The organism is Streptomyces sp. JLBT605, assembly GCF_058215555.1.
This window is the reverse complement of record NZ_CM177087.1, coordinates 5,945,744-5,963,105: the sequence shown is the minus strand read 5'-3', so window position 1 is coordinate 5,963,105 and position 17,362 is coordinate 5,945,744. Positions and strand designations below refer to the sequence as shown.

At 72.9% G+C, this 17,362-nt stretch carries 15 protein-coding genes and 1 pseudogene; 1 reads left to right on the top strand and 15 read right to left on the bottom strand.

All coding sequences use genetic code 11. The features are described from left to right. Window positions 1-23: 23 nt before the first annotated feature. A complete protein-coding gene (locus tag AC4BDD_RS26155) occupies window positions 24-1,463 on the bottom strand; it encodes a serine hydrolase domain-containing protein (protein ID WP_490687905.1) in 1,440 nt (479 codons plus the stop codon). Window positions 1,464-1,671: 208 nt separating this feature from the next. On the opposite strand from AC4BDD_RS26155, the gene AC4BDD_RS26150 reads away from it, so the two are divergent. Then, entirely contained in the window at window positions 1,672-2,043 is a 372-nt protein-coding gene (locus AC4BDD_RS26150; protein ID WP_490687904.1) for a peptidoglycan-binding domain-containing protein, read from the top strand. A 53-nt stretch (window positions 2,044-2,096) separates the two neighbouring features. Here AC4BDD_RS26150 and AC4BDD_RS26145 read toward each other — a convergent pair whose 3' ends face one another. The 14 genes and pseudogenes from AC4BDD_RS26145 to AC4BDD_RS26080 form a co-directional block, all read right to left on the bottom strand. Further along, complete coding sequence (locus tag AC4BDD_RS26145; protein WP_490687903.1) at window positions 2,097-2,273, bottom strand: hypothetical protein; 177 nt, start codon at window positions 2,271-2,273, stop codon at window positions 2,097-2,099. A 121-nt stretch (window positions 2,274-2,394) separates the two neighbouring features. Further along, window positions 2,395-2,583: pseudogene (locus AC4BDD_RS26140) on the bottom strand (MbtH family protein); the annotation flags it as partial. Window positions 2,584-2,586: 3 nt separating this feature from the next. Beyond that, the gene (locus tag AC4BDD_RS26135; RefSeq protein ID WP_490687902.1) at window positions 2,587-2,883 is read right to left on the bottom strand and encodes a phosphopantetheine-binding protein; all 297 of its coding nucleotides are present in this window, start codon (window positions 2,881-2,883) and stop codon (window positions 2,587-2,589) included. A gap of 65 nt (window positions 2,884-2,948) precedes the next feature. After that, complete coding sequence (locus AC4BDD_RS26130) at window positions 2,949-6,164, bottom strand: amino acid adenylation domain-containing protein (RefSeq protein ID WP_490687901.1); 3,216 nt, start codon at window positions 6,162-6,164, stop codon at window positions 2,949-2,951. Beyond that, window positions 6,161-7,207, bottom strand: coding sequence for an alcohol dehydrogenase family protein (locus AC4BDD_RS26125; protein ID WP_490687900.1), 1,047 nt, complete (start codon window positions 7,205-7,207; stop codon window positions 6,161-6,163). The genes AC4BDD_RS26130 and AC4BDD_RS26125 overlap by 4 nt, the downstream gene beginning before the upstream one ends. Then, window positions 7,204-8,517: a condensation domain-containing protein gene (locus AC4BDD_RS26120; RefSeq protein WP_490687899.1), complete on the bottom strand. Its 1,314-nt coding sequence runs from the start codon at window positions 8,515-8,517 to the stop codon at window positions 7,204-7,206. The genes AC4BDD_RS26125 and AC4BDD_RS26120 overlap by 4 nt, the downstream gene beginning before the upstream one ends. Before the next feature lie 2 nt (window positions 8,518-8,519). Beyond that, a complete protein-coding gene (locus tag AC4BDD_RS26115; RefSeq protein ID WP_490687898.1) occupies window positions 8,520-9,326 on the bottom strand; it encodes a class I SAM-dependent methyltransferase in 807 nt (268 codons plus the stop codon). A gap of 9 nt (window positions 9,327-9,335) precedes the next feature. Then, entirely contained in the window at window positions 9,336-10,196 is an 861-nt protein-coding gene (locus AC4BDD_RS26110; RefSeq protein ID WP_490687897.1) for an amidohydrolase family protein, read from the bottom strand. Next, complete coding sequence (locus AC4BDD_RS26105; protein ID WP_490687896.1) at window positions 10,193-12,085, bottom strand: beta-galactosidase; 1,893 nt, start codon at window positions 12,083-12,085, stop codon at window positions 10,193-10,195. The genes AC4BDD_RS26110 and AC4BDD_RS26105 overlap by 4 nt, the downstream gene beginning before the upstream one ends. Further along, window positions 12,070-13,218: a DegT/DnrJ/EryC1/StrS family aminotransferase gene (locus AC4BDD_RS26100; protein WP_490687895.1), complete on the bottom strand. Its 1,149-nt coding sequence runs from the start codon at window positions 13,216-13,218 to the stop codon at window positions 12,070-12,072. The genes AC4BDD_RS26105 and AC4BDD_RS26100 overlap by 16 nt, the downstream gene beginning before the upstream one ends. Continuing rightward, window positions 13,215-13,979: a nucleotidyltransferase family protein gene (locus tag AC4BDD_RS26095; protein WP_490687894.1), complete on the bottom strand. Its 765-nt coding sequence runs from the start codon at window positions 13,977-13,979 to the stop codon at window positions 13,215-13,217. Before AC4BDD_RS26095 ends, AC4BDD_RS26100 begins: the two co-directional genes overlap by 4 nt. Further along, on the bottom strand, window positions 13,976-15,046 hold the full coding sequence (locus AC4BDD_RS26090) for a glycosyltransferase family 4 protein (protein ID WP_490691939.1): 1,071 nt from the start codon (window positions 15,044-15,046) through the stop codon (window positions 13,976-13,978). The genes AC4BDD_RS26095 and AC4BDD_RS26090 overlap by 4 nt, the downstream gene beginning before the upstream one ends. A 5-nt stretch (window positions 15,047-15,051) precedes the next feature. After that, a complete protein-coding gene (locus AC4BDD_RS26085; RefSeq protein ID WP_490687893.1) occupies window positions 15,052-16,035 on the bottom strand; it encodes an NAD-dependent epimerase/dehydratase family protein in 984 nt (327 codons plus the stop codon). Beyond that, complete coding sequence (locus AC4BDD_RS26080; RefSeq protein ID WP_490687892.1) at window positions 16,028-17,347, bottom strand: nucleotide sugar dehydrogenase; 1,320 nt, start codon at window positions 17,345-17,347, stop codon at window positions 16,028-16,030. Before AC4BDD_RS26080 ends, AC4BDD_RS26085 begins: the two co-directional genes overlap by 8 nt. Window positions 17,348-17,362: the final 15 nt, after the last annotated feature.

Below are 17,362 nucleotides of genomic sequence, written 5' to 3'. Positions count from 1 at the left end.
GTGAGGCGGGCCGAATGCCCGCCTCACCGGGAACGCGGGTCCACCCGGGGGTTGGCGCGGGCGCCGTAGCTGACGTAGCGGCTGCCGTCGTCCAGGGTGTGGAAGTACACCGGGGCCCAGGTCCGGGTCTCCGGCAGGCGCAGCACGAACAGGTCCTGGCGGACGGGCACCAGGACATGCTCCATGGTGGGGGCGAGGGCGGCCGCCGGGCCGCTCGTGACGGAGCGGAGAATCACCTTCCCGTCCCGTTCGAAGACCTCGGTGCGCACGCCGGTGCGCTGGTACGCCCCCAGATACGGGCCGGGGTCGATGGACACCGGCTCGGCGGGCGGGGCGATCGCGGTCGGCATGGTGACTCCCGCCAACTCGGCGAAGATCTCGGCGAACAGCGCCTGGAACAGGTCCTGGGTCCGGTTGCCGTTGGTGAGCAGCGCGACGGCGAGGTCCGCCTCGGGCAGTACGCGCAGATAGGCGGTCTGGCCGAGGGTCGTCCCGTCGTGACCGATGAGGCGGCGCCCGCCCCAGTCGTGCCGGATCCACCCCAGCCCCCAGGAGTCGCCGACCCCGTAGGGGTGCGGCAGGAGGACCTCCTCGGCGGCCATCGCGGCGGTGGCGGCCGCGGACAGCACGCGGCCGCCGTCCGGTGTGGCGCCCTGGCGCAGGTGCATCCGGACGAAGGCGAGCAGGTCGTGCACCGAGGCGGTGACCAGCCCGGCCGGCCCCAGGCAGCGTGGCAGCGCCCACTGCGAGGCCGGCTCGGGGCCGGCCCCGGGGGCGCAGAGGTGGCCGACGGCCGTGCGGTGCAGAAGCGCCTGTTCCGGCAGGGTGACGGTGGCACGCAGCCCCAGCGGTTCGATGAGCCGCTCGGTGAGCGCGGCGTCCCAGGTCGACCCGGTGAGGTGCTCGATGATCCGGCCGAGCAGGACGTATCCGGTGTTGCAGTACGACCAGGTGGCGCCGATCGGGTGGTTCTGGCCGACCTCCGCCATCCGGGCCACGTAGGCAGCCAGGCACTCGTCGCCCCGGCCGGTGTCGGTGAACACATCGCCGTCGATGCCGCTGGTGTGGATGAGCAGCTGCCGGATGGTCAGGGTCCGCGTCACCTGGGGATCGGCGACCCGGAAGCCGGGAAGCAGCTCGGTGACGGGTGTGTCCAGACCGAGCAGCCCCTCGTCGGCGAGCCGCATGATCAGCGTGGCTGTCCACACCTTGGTGATGGAGCCGATCTGGAAGAGCGAATCGGCGGTCACCTCGACGCCGGTGACCGCGTTGAGCACGCCGGCACCGACGGGGGTGATCCGTCCGGCGCACAGCACGCCCAGGACCGCGCCGGGCACCCGGTGAAGGGTGATCAGCTCCTCCAGCCGCCGCTGCCAGTGGACGGGGTCGACGTCTCTTCCGCCGGGGTGGAGCGCGTCAGCGGGGGTGGGTGTGCCGGCTGCGGCCGCGTTCGGACTCGTCATCACTCGCCTTACGGTGAGGCTCTGCGGCGGTTGCCGCGAGCGGACCCCCTCACCCGCACGGCGCCTTCGACGTGCGGTCGGTGGCGACCTGGTACAGCCTGGTCGTTGGCGGACCTGATACCGCCTGGAGCAGGGCTTCCGGACCGGCCGTCCTGGCTCGAGAGGTTCGGCCCGGTGCCGAATGCCCCGAAGGAGCGTCATGCAGATCATGCGAGGTCTCACAGCGGCCGCCGCCGTCGTCGTGCTGGCCGGCGGGGCCACTGTCGCCTCCGCGGCCACCACGACCGCGACCGCGAGACCGTCTTCCGCCGCCGGCCCCTCGGCGGCATTCGATCCGGCCTACTGCGGCTTCGACAACCGGCTCACCCCGACCACGATCAAGGAGGGTGCCGCGGGGAACGTGGTGAGCGAGGCCCAGTGCCTGCTCCAGCTCTGGGGCTTCTATGTCGGTCCGAGGGGAGTCGACGGTGTCTTCGGACCCCTGACCACCAGCGCCACCAAGTCGTTCCAGACCAGCCGCGGCCTGGCCGCTGACGGCATCATCGGCCCGATGACCTGGGCCAGACTCCGCAACGGATAGGCGAACGCCGACCCGGCGCCCCACTGCCCGAGGCGCCGGGTCGGACTGGTGTGTCAGTTGCAGAGGAGGACGATGATGCAGCTTTGGCCGTTGCCGTCGTCGAAGCCGCCGGTCGGCTGGGCGGCCGCGGTCTTCCCGGTGAGGTGAGCCGGCGCCGCGGATGCCGCTGTCGCCGAACCTGCCACGAGAGCGAAGCTCAGGAGGGTACTGACCGCGAGCGCTCGCGCCACGGTCTTCCTAGTGTGATTAGCCCTTTTTGTGATCATGGGGGTATTGATGCCCACCCCCGCGGTCGTTGTCACGCCGAGCGCGGCTGACCGGGTGAATGGCGAACGGGTGAATGTCCCGGGGCAGGCTCCGCGGGCGCATATCGGTCCAGTTCTCCTCCACGTGGTCGAGGCATGCCTGCCGTGTGTCCGGGCCGTGGCGCGCGCTCCAGCCCTGGGGTACATCCGCCGCCGCGGGCCAGAGCGAGTGCTGGCCCTCGTCGTTGACGATGACGCGGTACCGGGCGCGGTCGTCCTCGAATGGATGAGCCATCCCTCATCCGTCCTGTCCCTGCCGCAGCAGGCACTCCGCCTGCGCCAGCGCCGTCGGGTCCTCGAACAGCCGGTTGAGCAGGACTCCCTCCAACTCGACGGCCGCCACCTCGTCGACACCCTGCTCGGCGAGCAACCTGCCGATGGCCTGGAGCGCGAGCAGCGAGTATCCGCCGAGTTCGAAGAAATCGCTTTTCCGGATGTCGATCGTCGCGGCCTCCACCTGCAAGAGATCAGCCCAGATGTCGCGGACCCGCTCGGCTGCCGATTCGATGTCCTGGGCCGTCAGATTGCTGGTCATGGTTCTCCCTCTCCAGTGAGAATTCGTCTGTCACATCTCGTCTGTCAGATCACCGACGTGGCTGGTCACAGCGGGTCGTCGGGGAATTCCGCCGCGCGCTCCAGGATTTCCTGGAAGTCCTTGGTGAACCGCCGGGCGGCGGATTCGCTGTACAGCGCGAGGTCGTACTCGAACATTCCGGAGTAGCCCCCGCATTCGCTCTCCTCCAGCATCACGGTGGCATCGAATTTCGCCGCTCCGGTGTCGATCTGAAGGGGTGTCACCGTAAGACCGGGGAATTCGGGGCGGCGTACCGTCGTGCTGCCGTAGGAGAACATCAGCTGGAACACCGGGTTGCGGCGACGGTCGCGCGGCGGGCGGAGCTCGGCCACCACGCGCTCGAAGGGCACGTCCTGGTGGGCCACCGCCTCGTGGACGGTCTGCCGCACCCGGCCAACCAGCCGGCGGAAGGTCACGCCCCCGGGCAACCGGGTGCGTAGCGCCACGGTGTTGGTGAACAGGCCGATCAGATCCGCGGTCTCGGGCCGGTCGCGTCCGGCGAGCAGCGAGCCGACCACCACGTCACGGGTGCCGTTCGCGCGGTGGACGAGGGCCTTGAATCCGGCGAGCATCACCATGAAGGGGGTGGCCTGCTCCGCGGCGGCCAGCTCCCGCAGCCGGGCCGCCGCCTCCGCCCGGATGAGGAACGGGCGGCGGATCCCACCCGAGCGGCTGCCGTCGGCGTCCGGAGGCAACCTGGTGACCTGCGGGGCGTCCCGCAGCTTCGTTTTCCAGTAGGCGAGTTGCCGGTCATCGGCCGGCCCGGCGCCCTGCTCGCCGCGGTGGGTGGCGTAGGCCGCGTAGCTCACCGGCAGGGGCGGCAGCTGCGCCGGGGCGCCGGTGCGGGCTTGCCTGTAGAAGGCCGCCAGATCGCGGAAGAGGACGTCCATCGACCATCCGTCGACGACGATGTGGTGGAAGACGAGCAGCAGGACATGGTCGTCGGCTCCGGCGCGCAGCAGCGCCGCGCGGCACAGCGGGCCGCTCCGCAGGTCGAAGGGGGTCGCGGCCAGCCGGTCCGCCCGAGCCCGCAGCTCGGCGTCCGGCCGGCCGGTCAGGTCCAGGAGGGTGAGGGGCCAGGTCGCGGCCGCGGGCGGGGCGATGAGCTGGACCGGATGGCCGTCCTCGCTGCCGATGGTGGTACGCAGCGCCGCGTGCCGCCGCACGGTCTGCCGCAGCGCGTGCCGCAGCGGGTCCGGGTCGAGCGGGCCGCGCAGCCGCAGCGCCACCGGGTCGTTGTAGGCGGCGCCGGCCGGTGCCATCTTGTGCAGCAGCCACATCCGGCGCTGCGAGGGGGAGAGCGGGGCGCGCTCCGGCTCCCCCGCCGTCGCGGAGGGGTCGAAGACAGCGGCCGAAGCAGCGGTCGGCGCGGCGGCGGAAGGGGCGGCGGCAGCCACGGCCGGGGTGCCCGTGCCCTCCGGTCCGCGCCGGGCCGAGAGCAGCTCCGCGAGCGCGCGCACGGTGGGCGCCTCGAAGAGCATCCGCTGCCGGATGTCCACGGACAGGGCCTCGCGGAGCTGGGAGGCCAGCCGGGTGGCGGTCAGCGAGTCACCGCCCAGGGCGAAGAAGTCGTCGTCGATACCGACCCGGGGCACCCCGAGAGCCAGTGCCCACACTCCGGCGAGCGCGGCCTGGAGGGGGCTGCGGGGTGCGGTCTCCGGTGCGGCGGGCCCCATGGCAGGGGCGGCAGGGTCCGGGGCCGGGTCGAGCGGCAGCGTCCGCAGCGCCCGGCGGTCCACCTTGCCGTTGGGGTTCAGCGGCAGGTCGGGGACGGGGATGAAGCGGCTCGGTACCAGCGCGGGCGCGAGAGTGGCCCGGAGGTGGTCGCGCAGCCCGGCGTCGTCGCGCTCGCCCTGCCACACCACGCAGGCGCACAGCTGGTCGGCTCCGGCCGCCGTCCGGCGGGCCAGCACCGCGCTCTGGGCCACGCCCGGGTATCGGCCGATGGCCGACTCGACCTCGCCCGGCTCGATCCGGATGCCGCGCATCGTGATCTGGTGGTCGGTGCGGCCGAGGAATTCCAGGTTGCCGTCGGGCAGGCGCCGGGCGAGGTCTCCGGTGCGGTACATCCTGCCCCCGGGCCGGTCGGCGTACGGGTCGGCGACGAAGCGCTCGGCCGTCAGCCCCGGCCGTCCCGGATAGCCGCGCGCCACGGCGTCCCCGGCGATGTACAGCTCGCCGGGCTCGCCGTCGGGCACCGGGCGCAGGCTTGCGTCGAGCAGGTGGACGCGTACCCCGGGCAGCGGGGTGCCGATCGGGACACGGGGCCGGCCGCGCATCTCGGCCGCGCTGCCGCGGGGCTCGTACAGCAGCTGCGACACGGTGCCTTCGGTGGCGCCGTACTCCTGCACCAGCCGCACCCCGGTGGGCAGCCAGTCGGCGACGCGGTCGGCGGCGACCTGCTCGCTGCCGACGACCAGCAGCCGCAGTGAGGCGGGCGGGCGCGGCGTCCCGTCAGGATCCCGGTCCAGCTCGCGCAACCACTCGTACCAGTAGGCCGGGGTGAGTTGCATGACGGTGACGGCCTGTTTCTCGACGACCGAGAGCAGGCCGGCGGCGTCGGTCAGCGAGTCGTCGGGGTCGATGACCAGGCAGGCGCCGGTGGCCCAGGCCGAGAGGATCTCCTCGGCGGCCACCGAGAAGCCGATGGAGGCGAACTGCAGCACCCGGTCGCCGGGACCGAGGCCGAGGCGCTGCCCGATGCCCGTCGCGAGGTTGGCCAGCGGGCCGTGCGCGAGGCCGACGCCCTTGGGCCTGCCGGTCGATCCGGAGGTGTACGCCACCCACGCCAGGTTCCGCGGGTGGAGCGCGGGCAGCGGCCCGGGCGGTGGCCGGTCGTCCGGGGCCTCGGTGCCCTCCGCCCCATCGTCCGGGCAGAGCACCGTGGCGGAGTGGTCCGGCAGGCGCGGCGCCGCCCGACGCTCGGTCAGCACGACCCGGGCGGCGATGTCGTCGAGGACGAAGGCCAGGCGCTCGGGCGGATAGGCGGGGTCGAGCGGTACGCAGACGCCACCCGCCTTGAGTACCGCGAGGACCGCGACCGCCAGCCCGGTGGAGCGGGAGAGATGGAGTCCGACGGCGACTTCCGGCCCGACGCCGTGGCGGCGCAGCGCCCGGGCGAGGCGTTCGGCCCGCCGGTCGAGTTCGGCGTAAGTGATCCGCTCGCCGCCGCAGAGCACCGCGGCGGCGTCCGGGGTGCGGCGGGCCTGCCGCTCGACCAGCTGGTGTACCAGGGTGTTCACGGGATCAGCACCACCTTGCTGGCCTCTCCGGTGTCGAACAGCCGGAAGGCCGCGGGGCCCTGGGTGAGCGGCAGCCGGTGCGAGATGACGAAGGAGGGGTCGATCCGGCCGGCCCGGACCAGCTCCATCAGCGGCTCCCGCACGCTGATCGGGTCGCCGACGGCGAACCGCACGGTGACCTCCTTGGCGAACGCCAGGCGCGTGGGCAGCGGCATCGCCTCGGAGGCGTGGGCGCCCACCGCGCACACCGTTCCCTTCGGCCGGACGATTTCCAGCGCGCTCAGCAGGGCGGCGTCCGTGCCGACCGCCTCCAGTACGACGTCCGCGCCGCGCCCGTGGGTCAGCTCGGCCACGCGTTCGAGCAGCTCGGGCCCCGGGGCGACCGGCTCGGCGCCGTGGTCGGCGGCCAGCTCCCGGCGGCCCGGCAGCGGGTCGACGGCGAGCACCCGGGCGGCGCCGAGGAGCCAGGCGGACTTCATGGCCAGCAGGCCGACGGGACCGCATCCCACCACGGCGACGGTGTCGCCCGGGCGCACCTCGCCCCCGGTCGCGCAGGCGTGGCCGGTCGCGAAGACGTCCCCGACGAGCAGGGCGCGCTCGTCGCCGACGTCGTCGGGGATCGGGGAGAGCACCACGTCGGCGAAGGGCACGCGGACGTACTCGGCGTGGCCGCCGGCGACGGCTGTGGTGCCGACGACCGTGTCGTATCCGAAGAGGCCCACCCGCTCGCACTGGTAGTGCCATCCCCTGCGGCAGTACCAGCACTGCCCGCAGGCGATGACGTCCGAGGCCAGCACCCGGTCGCCGGGCCGTAACCGGCGTACCTCGGCACCGACCGCCTCGACCACTCCGGTGAACTCGTGCCCGGTGACCGTGCCCGGGGTGAAGGAGGCGATCTCGCCCCGGTAGGGGTGCAGGTCGGTGCCGCAGATCGCGCTGGCCACCACCCGGACGACCGCGTCGCCGGGGCCTTCGATCCGGGGTGTCGCGAGGTCCTCGGCGAGCTCCACCCGGTAGGGGCCGTGCCACCGCAGTGCTCTCATCCGGCCTTCTCCTCCCTCGGCGGGGCGAGTTCCTCGACCGCGCCCCACAGGGCCTGGGTCAGCTCGTCGAGCAGCCGCTGGGCCGCCTGGTCGTCGTACCGGGCGCGGTGGTGTGTCAGCAGCGCCCGCAGCGCTCCGCCCTCCTCGAAGAACCCCAGGTCGAGGTCGTAGGCGGAGTAGGGGTCGTGGTTGATCAGGGTGACGTCGAGGCCGTCGAGGGCGGGGGGCACCTCGGGGGTGGACTGGAAGGAGACGCACACGTTGATGGGCTGCCGGAATCCGGGCCGCCGCAGGCCCAGGTCGGCCGCGAGCCGCTCGAAGGGCACGTCCCGGTGCACATAGACCCCGATCATGTTCCGCCGCACCTGCCCGAGCAGCTCGCGGAAGCCCGCCGTCGCGGGCACCTTGGTGCGGATGGGCAGGACGTTGACGAAGAAGCCGACGGCCCGCTCGAACTCGGGCCGGCTGCGGAAGCCGCCCCGGGTGCCCACCAGGATGTCGTCGTGGGGCACATGGCGCCGCAGCACCCGCTGGAAGGCGGTGAGCAGCAGCATGTAGAGCGTGACGTGCTCGCGCCGGGCGGTCTGCCGGAGCCGGTCGTGGAGGGCGGGTGGGAAGGTCAGCCACCGGGTGGCCGGAGGGTCCCCGGGCCGGCCGGCGGACGGGTCGGCGAGGGCCAGGTCGGGCAGCGGTACCGCGCCGGCCAGTGCCGACCTCCAGTACGCCAGCTGCCGCCGGTAGCCGGGACCGTCCAGCCACTCCCGCTGCCAGCGCACGAAGTCGGCGTAGTGGGTGCGCACCGGTGCCAGCGGCGACGGGCGGCCGTGGCGGCGGGCGGTGTAGAGCTGCTCCAGCTCGCGGAAGAGCACCGCCCACCAGGACCAGGCGTCCGACACCAGGTGATGGGTGGTGATGCGGACGATGTGCTCGCGCGGGCCGAGCCGGATCAGCATCGCCCGCACCAGCGGTCCCCTGGCCAGGTCGAACGGGCGCCGCAGGTCCGCCCGCAGGAGGCGGCCGGCCGCCGCCTGGCGCTCCGGTGGCGCGAAGGCCGTCAGGTCGGTGAAGTCCAGCGGCACGGGAGCGTCGGCGACCACGTACTGCTCGGGCGTGCCCTCGGAGTGACGGAAGCGGGTGCGCAGTGCCTCGTGCCGTCGCACCAGCTCCTCGATGGAGCCGTGCAGAGCGGCGACGTCCACTTCGCCGACGAGACGGAACGTCATGGGGTCCGCGTAGAGCGTGCCTCCCGCCCTGCGCTCCAGGAACCACATGCCCAGCTGCGCGTACGACAGGGGCACCGCGTCCGCCACGGCTACCTGACCCCGTGCACGAAGAGCCAGCCGCGCGCCACCTCGGTCAGCCCCAGCTCTTCGAAGGTCTCCCGCAGGGCCTCCTTGAGCGCCGCTGAGCCGAGGGCGAGATCGGTCAGGCCGGTGGCGCCGGTGATGAAGACCGAGTAGCCGCACAGCGCTTCCCAGTCCTGAAGGGTCCACCCGTAGACCACCTCCTCGGACTTGACCTCAAAGAATCCGGCCGCGCGGAAGGCCTCCTCGTGCTGCGCCGGTGTCAGGGTCTCCAGCGCCACGGGCGCGCCCCGCTCCAGCACCAGGTCGCTGCCCCGGCCGCGGAGCCGGCTGCGGGTGGCGTGCAGCCAGGCGGCGTAGAACCGGCGGGTCTCGGGGAGCACGGCACCGTCGTAGAACAGGGTGTTCAGGGCGAGCCGGCCGCCCGGCCTGAGCGACCGGTGGCAGCCGCGGACCACCGAGGCCCGCTCGTCGATCGGGATCTGGTGCATCACATTGCTGAGCACCGCGACGTCCACCGGGCCGACCAGGTCGGACAGGTCCTGGGCGCGCCCCTCGACGAAGCGCACCTTGGGGTCGCGCAGCCGCTTCCTGGCGATGGCCAGCTCCGGCGGCGAGGGGTCGACGCCCACGATGGAGCCGACGTGCGCGGAGCGTTCCAGGAGCAGCGCCGTGGCGAGCCCGGAGCCGCAGCCGACGTCCGCCACGACGCCCCCGGCGGGGGTCTGGCAGATGTCGACCAGGCGCTGTGTCACCTCGCCGTAGAGCGGCCGGCGCGACATCTCGTCGAATTCGTATCCCTGGACGAAGTTCATGGTTTCCTCTCAAGCGATCAGTCGCGCGGCGGTGCCGCCCATGAGGGCCCGGTACTCCTCCGCGGTGAGCGGGCCGCTGCCCGTGGGCCACGGCGCGGTGTCCTTGGCCAGCTCCGCCATGCGGGCCACGGCCTCGGTCATGGTGGCGAAGGGGAAGTCGGTGCCCCACAACACCCGTTCCACAACGCCCAGTTCACGGGCGTGGGCCAGGGCCGCGGCCACTGCCGGGAGCGGCTGGTAGGAGCCGAAGATCGACAGGTCGGCGTGGAGCCGGGGGTGGCGGGCCAGCAGTCGGAGGCAGTGCGTGGTCCACGGGGTTCCCAGGTGGGCCAGGATCAGGGTGAGCTCGGGGAAGTCCCGGGCCACCGGTTCCAGGAGCAGCGGCGAGAAGTAGCGGCTGTCGGCGTTCTCGGCGGGCGTGTATCCGGTGTGGACCAGGACCGGGATGGCGAGCTCCTGCGCGGTTTCGTAGACCGGGTACCACAGCGGGTCGGCGGGTGACATGCGCAGGTAGCAGGGGGCCGTCTTGAGGCCGCGCAGCCCCAGTTCGGTCACCGCGTGCCGCAGCCGGGCGGCGGCCCCGGGGGTGCCCGCGTCCACGGAGGCGAAGCCGATGAACCGGCCGGGGTGGCGGGCGCACATGTCCGCGACGAACTCGTTGGGGACCGAGAATCCCTCGACCCGCCGCACGTCGAAGGCGAGCAGGAAGGCCTGGTCGACACCGGCCGCGTCCATCTCGGCGATCAGTCTCGCCTCGGGTGCCGACAGCGCTTCGGGCGGCATGCCTGTGGTGGCCATCATCTGCCCGGCGAAGCGGGCCGAGAAGTGGCGGTAGTACTCCCCGGCGTGCACATGCGAGTCGATGATCACCGGCCCGCCCCCTGGTCTCCGAGGCGCCAGCGAGCCAGGTGGACGCCCTTCGGCTCCAGCAGCAGCCGCTGGGTCATCGCCGGCAGGCCGTCCCCGGCCACCCGCGTCACGGTCGTGGGCGTCTGCTCGGCGGCGTGGTTGACCACCACCCCGCAGCGCTCGTCGCCGCGTCCCAGGACGGTGCACTCCACCGACGGATCGTCGGCGAAGAACGCGGGGCGGATCCCCTCCGCCTCGGCGACGGCGGCGTACAACCGGTGCCAGGGCGCCTCGTCCATCCGGTACGGGGCGTTCAGCCGGGCCTCCAGCGGGGCGTTGAGGTAGTACACGACGCCCCGGCCGCGGCGGTGGCGGGTGAGGGCGGGTGCGCCGCCCGGGAAGACGGCGAGCGTCTCGGCGCCGGCGGTGTCGATCACCGGGATCTGGCCGGGTGGCCACTCCGCCGGGAAGCGGACCCCGGACCAGGTGAAGCCCCGCTGCTCGGCCGGGCGCAGGGTGAAGTCCCGCATCCGCACCCCGAACAGCTCCTCGCGCCCGGCGCCGCACATCAGCTCGCCCGCGGTGTAGAGCAGTACGCCGCCGGAGTCGACGTAAGCCTGGAGCAGCTGCTGGTCCGCAAGGGAGAGCTCCGGCGCCGAGGGGCAGATCACCATGGCGTACCGCGCCGACTCCGCACCACCGGCCAGATCGCCGGTGAACTCATGGGAGAGGTGGGCCTGGCGCAGCAGCAGGTGGGCGTGGAAGGCCGCGGCGTCACCGGTCTCGGTGGAGGCCAGGTAGCCCGTGCCGCCGCCCCTGCCGGGCAGGAAGACGCCGACCTGGGCGGGGAGCGGCCGGAATCCGGCGAGATCGCCGGTGATCCGGCGGGCGAAGCTCCGGTACTCGGCCATCGCGGGCTTCTCCCGGCCGTCGGCGTCCAGCAGGCCCGTGAAGCGTTCACCGGGGCGCAGCGCGTACGGCTTGCTCCGCGCGGTGAAGTCCTGCCAGCACCAGACGGCCGTGCCGACCGCGCCGGCCGCGAAGGCGCTGTGCGCCGCGGCCCGCAGATACCGTGCCGCGGTGGCCTCGTCGCAGCCGTAGGAGCCCAGTTCGTCGACGTACACCGGGGCGTGGGCCCGCCCGCGGCGGACCAGGTAGGGCACATAGGAAGTGGCCTTGGGGGCCGAGTGGGACTCCACGTGGTAGGGGGTCCACAGCGGGAAGCCGTGCAGTCCGACCAGGTCCAGCGGCTGGGCGTGCTCGGGCCGGAAGGCGTGGTCGCCGAAGACCGCCGAGCCCTCGTTGGCCTGGAGCACCAGCGCCGCGGGATCGGCCTCGCGGACGGCGCCGGCGAGCAGCGCCCACCAGGCCCGGGCCCCTTCGGCGTCGACGGCGGCGGAGGCGGCGGGGTCGACGTGGATGATCTCGTCGCCGAGGTCATAGGCGTAGACGTTGGGCGCCTCGCGCAGACAGCCGGCGATGTGGTGCACGAAGGCGCGCTGCCGCTCGGCCATCTCCGGATCGGTCCACAGGTCGCGGCCGGCGCGCCAGGGCGGGTCGAAGAGCTGCCCGTTCATCCAGATCGTCAGCAGGGAGGGCAGGCAGAGCAGTCCGTGCCGTTCCGCGAGGGCGACCAGCTCGCGCAACCGCCCGGTCATGACCGGGTCGTAACGGCCTTCCTCGGGCTCGAAGTCGGCCCAGAAGAGAAAGAACCGCACGGTGTTGAGGCCGGCGTCGGCCATCCGGCGGAAGTCGGCGTCGAGCCCCTCGGCGTCCCACTCCCGCCAGTAGTCGCAACCGGCCCGGGAGGGGTGGTAGTTGACGCCCACGCTGAAGAACGGCCGCCCGTCGCGGTGCGGGACGCCGTCGACGAGGCGGGTCCAGCGCGCCGCCGTCACCGCGTCGTCCATGCTTCGCTCACCGCCTCGGCGACCTGCAGGGCGTCCTGTGGCGTGAGGCCGGCGTGCAGCGGCAGGGACAGCTGGCGGTCGGTGACGCTCTCGGTGACCGGCAGGCTGCCGCGGCCGAGCCCGAGGCGCCGGCGGTAGGCGGTGAACAGGTGGCTGGGCGGGTAGTGCACGCCGCTTTGGATGCCCGCCGCACGCAGCCGGTCCTGCACCGCCTCGCGGTCGAGTTCCTCGGGCAGCACCACCGGGAAGAGGTGGTGGGCGCTCTCCTCCACCGGCCGGCCGGCGAACGGCAGGACGATGCCGGGGAGGTCGGCCAGGTGCTCCCGGTAGGCCCGCACCGCCTCCCGGCGCCGGTGCTGTCCGGCCGCCAGCGAGTCGAGCTGGACGCGTCCGATGGCGCAGGCGATCTCCGTCGGGCGGTAGTTGAGCCCGAAGCCGTCCACGTCGTAGCCGGCGGGGCCGCCCCGGTGGCGCTCCTGGGCGCTCACCGTCAGCGCGTGCGAGCGCAGCCGCCTGATCCGGGCGCGTACCTCGGGGTCTTTCGCGACGACCGCGCCGCCCTCCCCCATCGCCAGGTTCTTGGTGGCGAAGAAGCTGTAGCAGCCGATGTCGCCGACCGTGCCCAGGACGCCCTGGGCGGTCGCGGTGGCCGGGGCGTGGGCGGAGTCCTCGATCAGGGCGAGCCCGTGGCGCCGGGCCAGTGCGGAAAGGGCCCGCAGATCGGCCGCGTATCCGCCGTAGTGCATGGCGACGATCGCCCGGGTGCGGGGGGTGATCCGGGCAGCGGCGTCGGCCGGGTCCAGGCACAGGTCGTGTGCCCCGCCGACCTCCGCGAAGACCGGGGTCGCCCCGCACAGCACGACGGTGGCGGCCGCCGAGACGAAGCTGAGCGAGGGCAGCACCACCTCGTCGCCCGGGCCGAGCCCGAGGGCGAGGAACGCCAGGTGCAGGGCGGCGGTCCCGCTGCTGACGGCGACGGCGTCGGGGACGCCGAGGGCGGCGGCGTATCTGGCCTCGAAGTCCTCGGTGACCGGTCCGGTGGACAGCCAGCCCGAGCGCAGCACCTCGGTCACCGCCTCCGTCTCGGCCGCGCTCAGCTCCGGGCGGTACAGGGAGATCTTCCACCGGCTCATCCGCGCACCACCTCCTCCGCCGGGCCGCTGGCGGCGTACAGCCGGCGCTGCTCGTCGGGGGCGAGGTAGCGGGAGCGGTCGGCGCGGAACGCCTCGGTGGCGGAGCCGAGTTGTTCGGGGGTGCCGATGTCGTGCCAGGCGCCGTCGAAGACATAGCCTTCGACGCGCTCCCCGCGCTCCCGCGCGTCCTCCAGGAGGGTGGGCATGTCGTGGCGCCCGCGCGGGGGCAGCAGGGTGAGCAAGGAGGGCTCCAGGACGTAGATGCCGCTGTTGACCAGGTAGCTCATCCGGGGCTTCTCGCGGAATCCGGTCACCCGGTCCGCCTCGTCGATCTGCACCACCCCGTGCGCGACGTCGATGTGCTGCGGGGCGAGCGCGATGGTCGCGGCCGCCTGCGACTTGCGGTGCCGTGACCACAGGTCGGCGAAGTCGATGTCGGTGAGCACGTCCGCGTTCATCACGAGGGTGGATTCCTCGAACGGCGGCAGCAGGGTGAGCGGCCCGGCGGTGCCCAGCGGCTCCCGCTCCAGGGAGAAGCTCAACTCCAGGCCGTGCCAACGGTTCCCGCCGAAGCTGGCCTCGATCATGTGGGCCCGGTAGCCGAGCGAGAGGGTGACGTGGGTGAAGCCGGCGCTGCGCAGTTGCAGCAGGATGAGGTGGAGGATCGGTATCCCGTCGATCCTGATGAGCGGCTTGGGTACGGTGAGGGTGGCGGGCCGGAGCCTGCGGCCCTCGCCTCCGGCCAGGACGACTGCTCTCATCGGACCTCCTCCGTCGGTCGCCGGCCGGCCAGCAGGGCGGAGTAGGCGCGGTGCACCCGGTCGGCGACCGCGTCCCAGGTGAGGTCGCGGCGCGCTCGCTGGTGGCCGCGCTCCCCCATCGCCGCCCGTTCGGCCGGGTCGGCGATCAGGCGGTTCACCGCCTCCGCGACCGGCCCGGGGGCCGGTTCGGCGATCAGGCCGTCGCGACCGTGCGCGATCACCTCGGAGCTGCCCATGAAGGCGGAGCCGACGACCGGCTTGCGGCAGGCCCACGCCTCCACGTAGACGAGCGGGAAGACATCGGCGGTGGACGGCACGCACACCAGGTCGCAGGCGGCGAGAGCGCTGTGCTTGGTGTCCTCGTCCACCGTGTCGAGCTCGGTGATGCGCGGGTCGGCGTGCGCGGCGAACCGGCGTGCGCAGTCGTCGTCCCAGCGGGTTCCCAGGAAGACGAAGTGGGTGTCCGGGTGGCGGGCCCAGACCTGGCGGGTCGCCTCCAGCAGGACGGTGTACCCCTTGGACCGCATCTTCCGGCCGAGGAAGAGCACCATGGGCCCGGTGATGCCGTGGGTCCGCCGGAAGCCGGACGGGTCGGGCGTGCCGGGCAGGTGCGGGCCCTGGCCGATGAGATGGAGGACGCAGTCCCGGACCCCTCCGGCGCGCAGCATGTCGCGTTCCGCGCCGGTCAGCACGAAGACGGCGTCCGCCGACCGGCAGACCTCGAGCACGGTTTCCCTCTCCGGCCACACCTCGGGCGCGGAGGCGGGCGTGACGGCGAAGGGAACGTGCCACGCCCGGGCGAGCTCCAGGCCGGCCCGCAGGTCCTGCGGGTGGAAGGCGTCGAAGGCGTGGACCACGTCCGCCTCGGGCGCGCCGGCGAGGCCGGGGAAGGGTTCGACGCTCACCCCGGCTGCGGCCATGAGGCGGGCCGAGTCCCCCGTCGCCGCCGGGGAGTAGACGCCGACCTCCGCGCCGCGCCGGCTCATGGATTCGGCGAGGTACTGCGTCATCAGCTCGGCACCGGCGCGCGCGGGGAAGTAGCCGCGGTGCACATACCGCACCCGCATCCGGCTCACCGCCCCGCTCCGCGGGCCGCGATGTCCGCCGCGTACCACTGGTAGGTGCGGCGCAGCCCCTCGCCGAGGTCCACCTTGGGGCGGTAGCCGGTCAGTTCCCGGAGCCGGGTGAGGTCCGGCAGGCGGCGGGCGGGAGAGAGCGGCGGGGCGGGGTGGATGTCGAGGGCGGGCGCGCGGCCGGCGGCCTGGAAGACCTTGCCCGCCAGCTCCTCGATGAGGATCTCCTCCTGGTCGTTGCCGACGTTGACCAGCAGCGGCTCCTTGGCCGGCAGCGCGGTCAGCGCGGTGATCGCGTCGACCGCGTCGTCCACATAGCAGAACGCGCGGGTCTGGTCGGCGCCGTAGACGGGGAAGGGGTCGGCGCCGGCGAGCAGCCGCTCGATGAACTGCGGGATGACGTGCTCGTACCCCATGCGCGGCCCGTAGACGTTGTGGAAGCGGACCATGCGCAGCGCGAACCCGTACGCCTCGGCGTAGTGCCGGCACAGCAGCTCGCCCGCGATCTTGCTGAAGCCGTAGGAGGAGCGGGCCGCCTCGGGATCGGAGACCAGCAGCGGCACGTCCTCGGTGGTGGGGACGGGAGCGATGCCGGCGGCGACGCTGCCCGCGTACGCCTCGCTGGAGGAGGCGAAGAGGAGCGTGGCATCGGGGAGCGTGGTGACCCAGTCCAGGAGGTGGACGGTGGAGAGCAGGTTGGTGCGCAGGACGCGCTGCGGCTCCTGGTTGGAGTACACCACCCCCACCACGGCGGCCAGGTGGTAGACCTCGGTGAAGTCGTCGGGGAGCAGTCCTTGGGGGACCGGCCGGGTCAGGTCGTGTTCCACCAGGGTGACCCGGCCGAGGAGTTCGGTGACCTGCTGGTCGAAGTGGCCCCTGCTGAAGTCGTCGAGCAGGGTGACGTCGCAGGTGGTGGCGAGCTTGGCGGCCAGATGGAGACCGATGAATCCGGCGCCGCCGGTGATCAGGATCTTCTTACGCACTGCCGAGCCTCATTACCTTGGTCGTGGGCGCATGGGTCGCCGGCGGGAGCGCCCGCCAGGTGTCGTAGACCAGGGCCGGTGCGGACATCCGTGAGATCAGGTCGTCGGTGTCCGCCTCGCCGTACCTGGCGTGGTCGTTGAGCAGGATCGCCGCGTGCGCTCCGGTGAACCCTTCGGCGAGTCCCGCCGGGCGTACGCCCAGCTCCCAGAGCCGCTCCGGTGGCACCACGAAGTCGTGGCCGACGATCTCGCCGACCCGGCCGTCGAGGAAGGCCAGCAGCGGTTCGTAGGCGGCGCCGCGCAGATCGTCCGTCTCGGGGCGGCCCTTGTAGGCGAATCCGGAGATCAGGATCCTGGCCCGGGCGGGGTCCTGGCCCGCCTCCCGCAGCGCGGCGAGGACGCGTTCCCCGACCCGGCGCGGCATGGACTCGTTCAGGGTGCGGGCGGCCTTGACCAGCTCGGGTGTGTGGCCGTGCGGGGCCAGGGAGTAGGCGAGCAGATAGGGGTCCTTGGTCAGGCAGCTGCCCCCGACGAAGCCGGGCTTGTGCAGGTCGGGCCTGGGGTAGTCGAGGTTGGCGGAGGCGATGACCTCCATGGCGTCCAGCCCGAGCTTCTCCGCGATCAGTCCGACCTCGTTGCCGAAGCCGTAGATGAGGTCGGTGTGGCAGTTGCAGATCAGCTTGACCAGTTCGGCCGCCTCCAGCGAGGAGACCGGCACCACCGCGCCGCTGACGGTCGCGAAGAGGCCGGCGGCCAGTTTGGCGGCCTCGTCGGTGAGGCCGCCGACGATCTGCGGCAGCGACAGCAACTCCTTCAGCGCCTGGCCCTGGATGGTGCGCTCCGGGCAGAAGGCCAGCAGCGGTTCGGCGGTGCGGCGCCGCAGGATGGGCAGCACCAGGCCGCGCGAGGTGCCGACGGGGACCGTGCTGCGCACGATCACCAGGGTCTCCTCGTCCACCCCGGCGGCGATCGACTCGGTGGCCGCTTCCAGGTGGGTGAGGTCGGGTGTGGTGGAGCCGGCCCGGATGGGCGTTCCGACACAGATGATGACGGTCGGCGGCAGCTTGGCTCCGCCGATGTCGGAGGTGACCGCGAAGGTTCCCCGCGCGGAACTCTCCTTCAGGAGTGTCTCGACGCCGGGCTCCGACAGCTGGAGACGGCCCTGGGCGAGCTCGTCCGCGACCTCGGGATTGATCTCGTAACCCAGTACCCGCTTGCCGGTCGAGACCAGCGCGGCGGCGAGTGTGACGCCCACATATCCCAGCCCGACGACGCAGACATCGAATTCCTCGTATGGCGTGCGCGATTCCATTGACATACCCCCTGG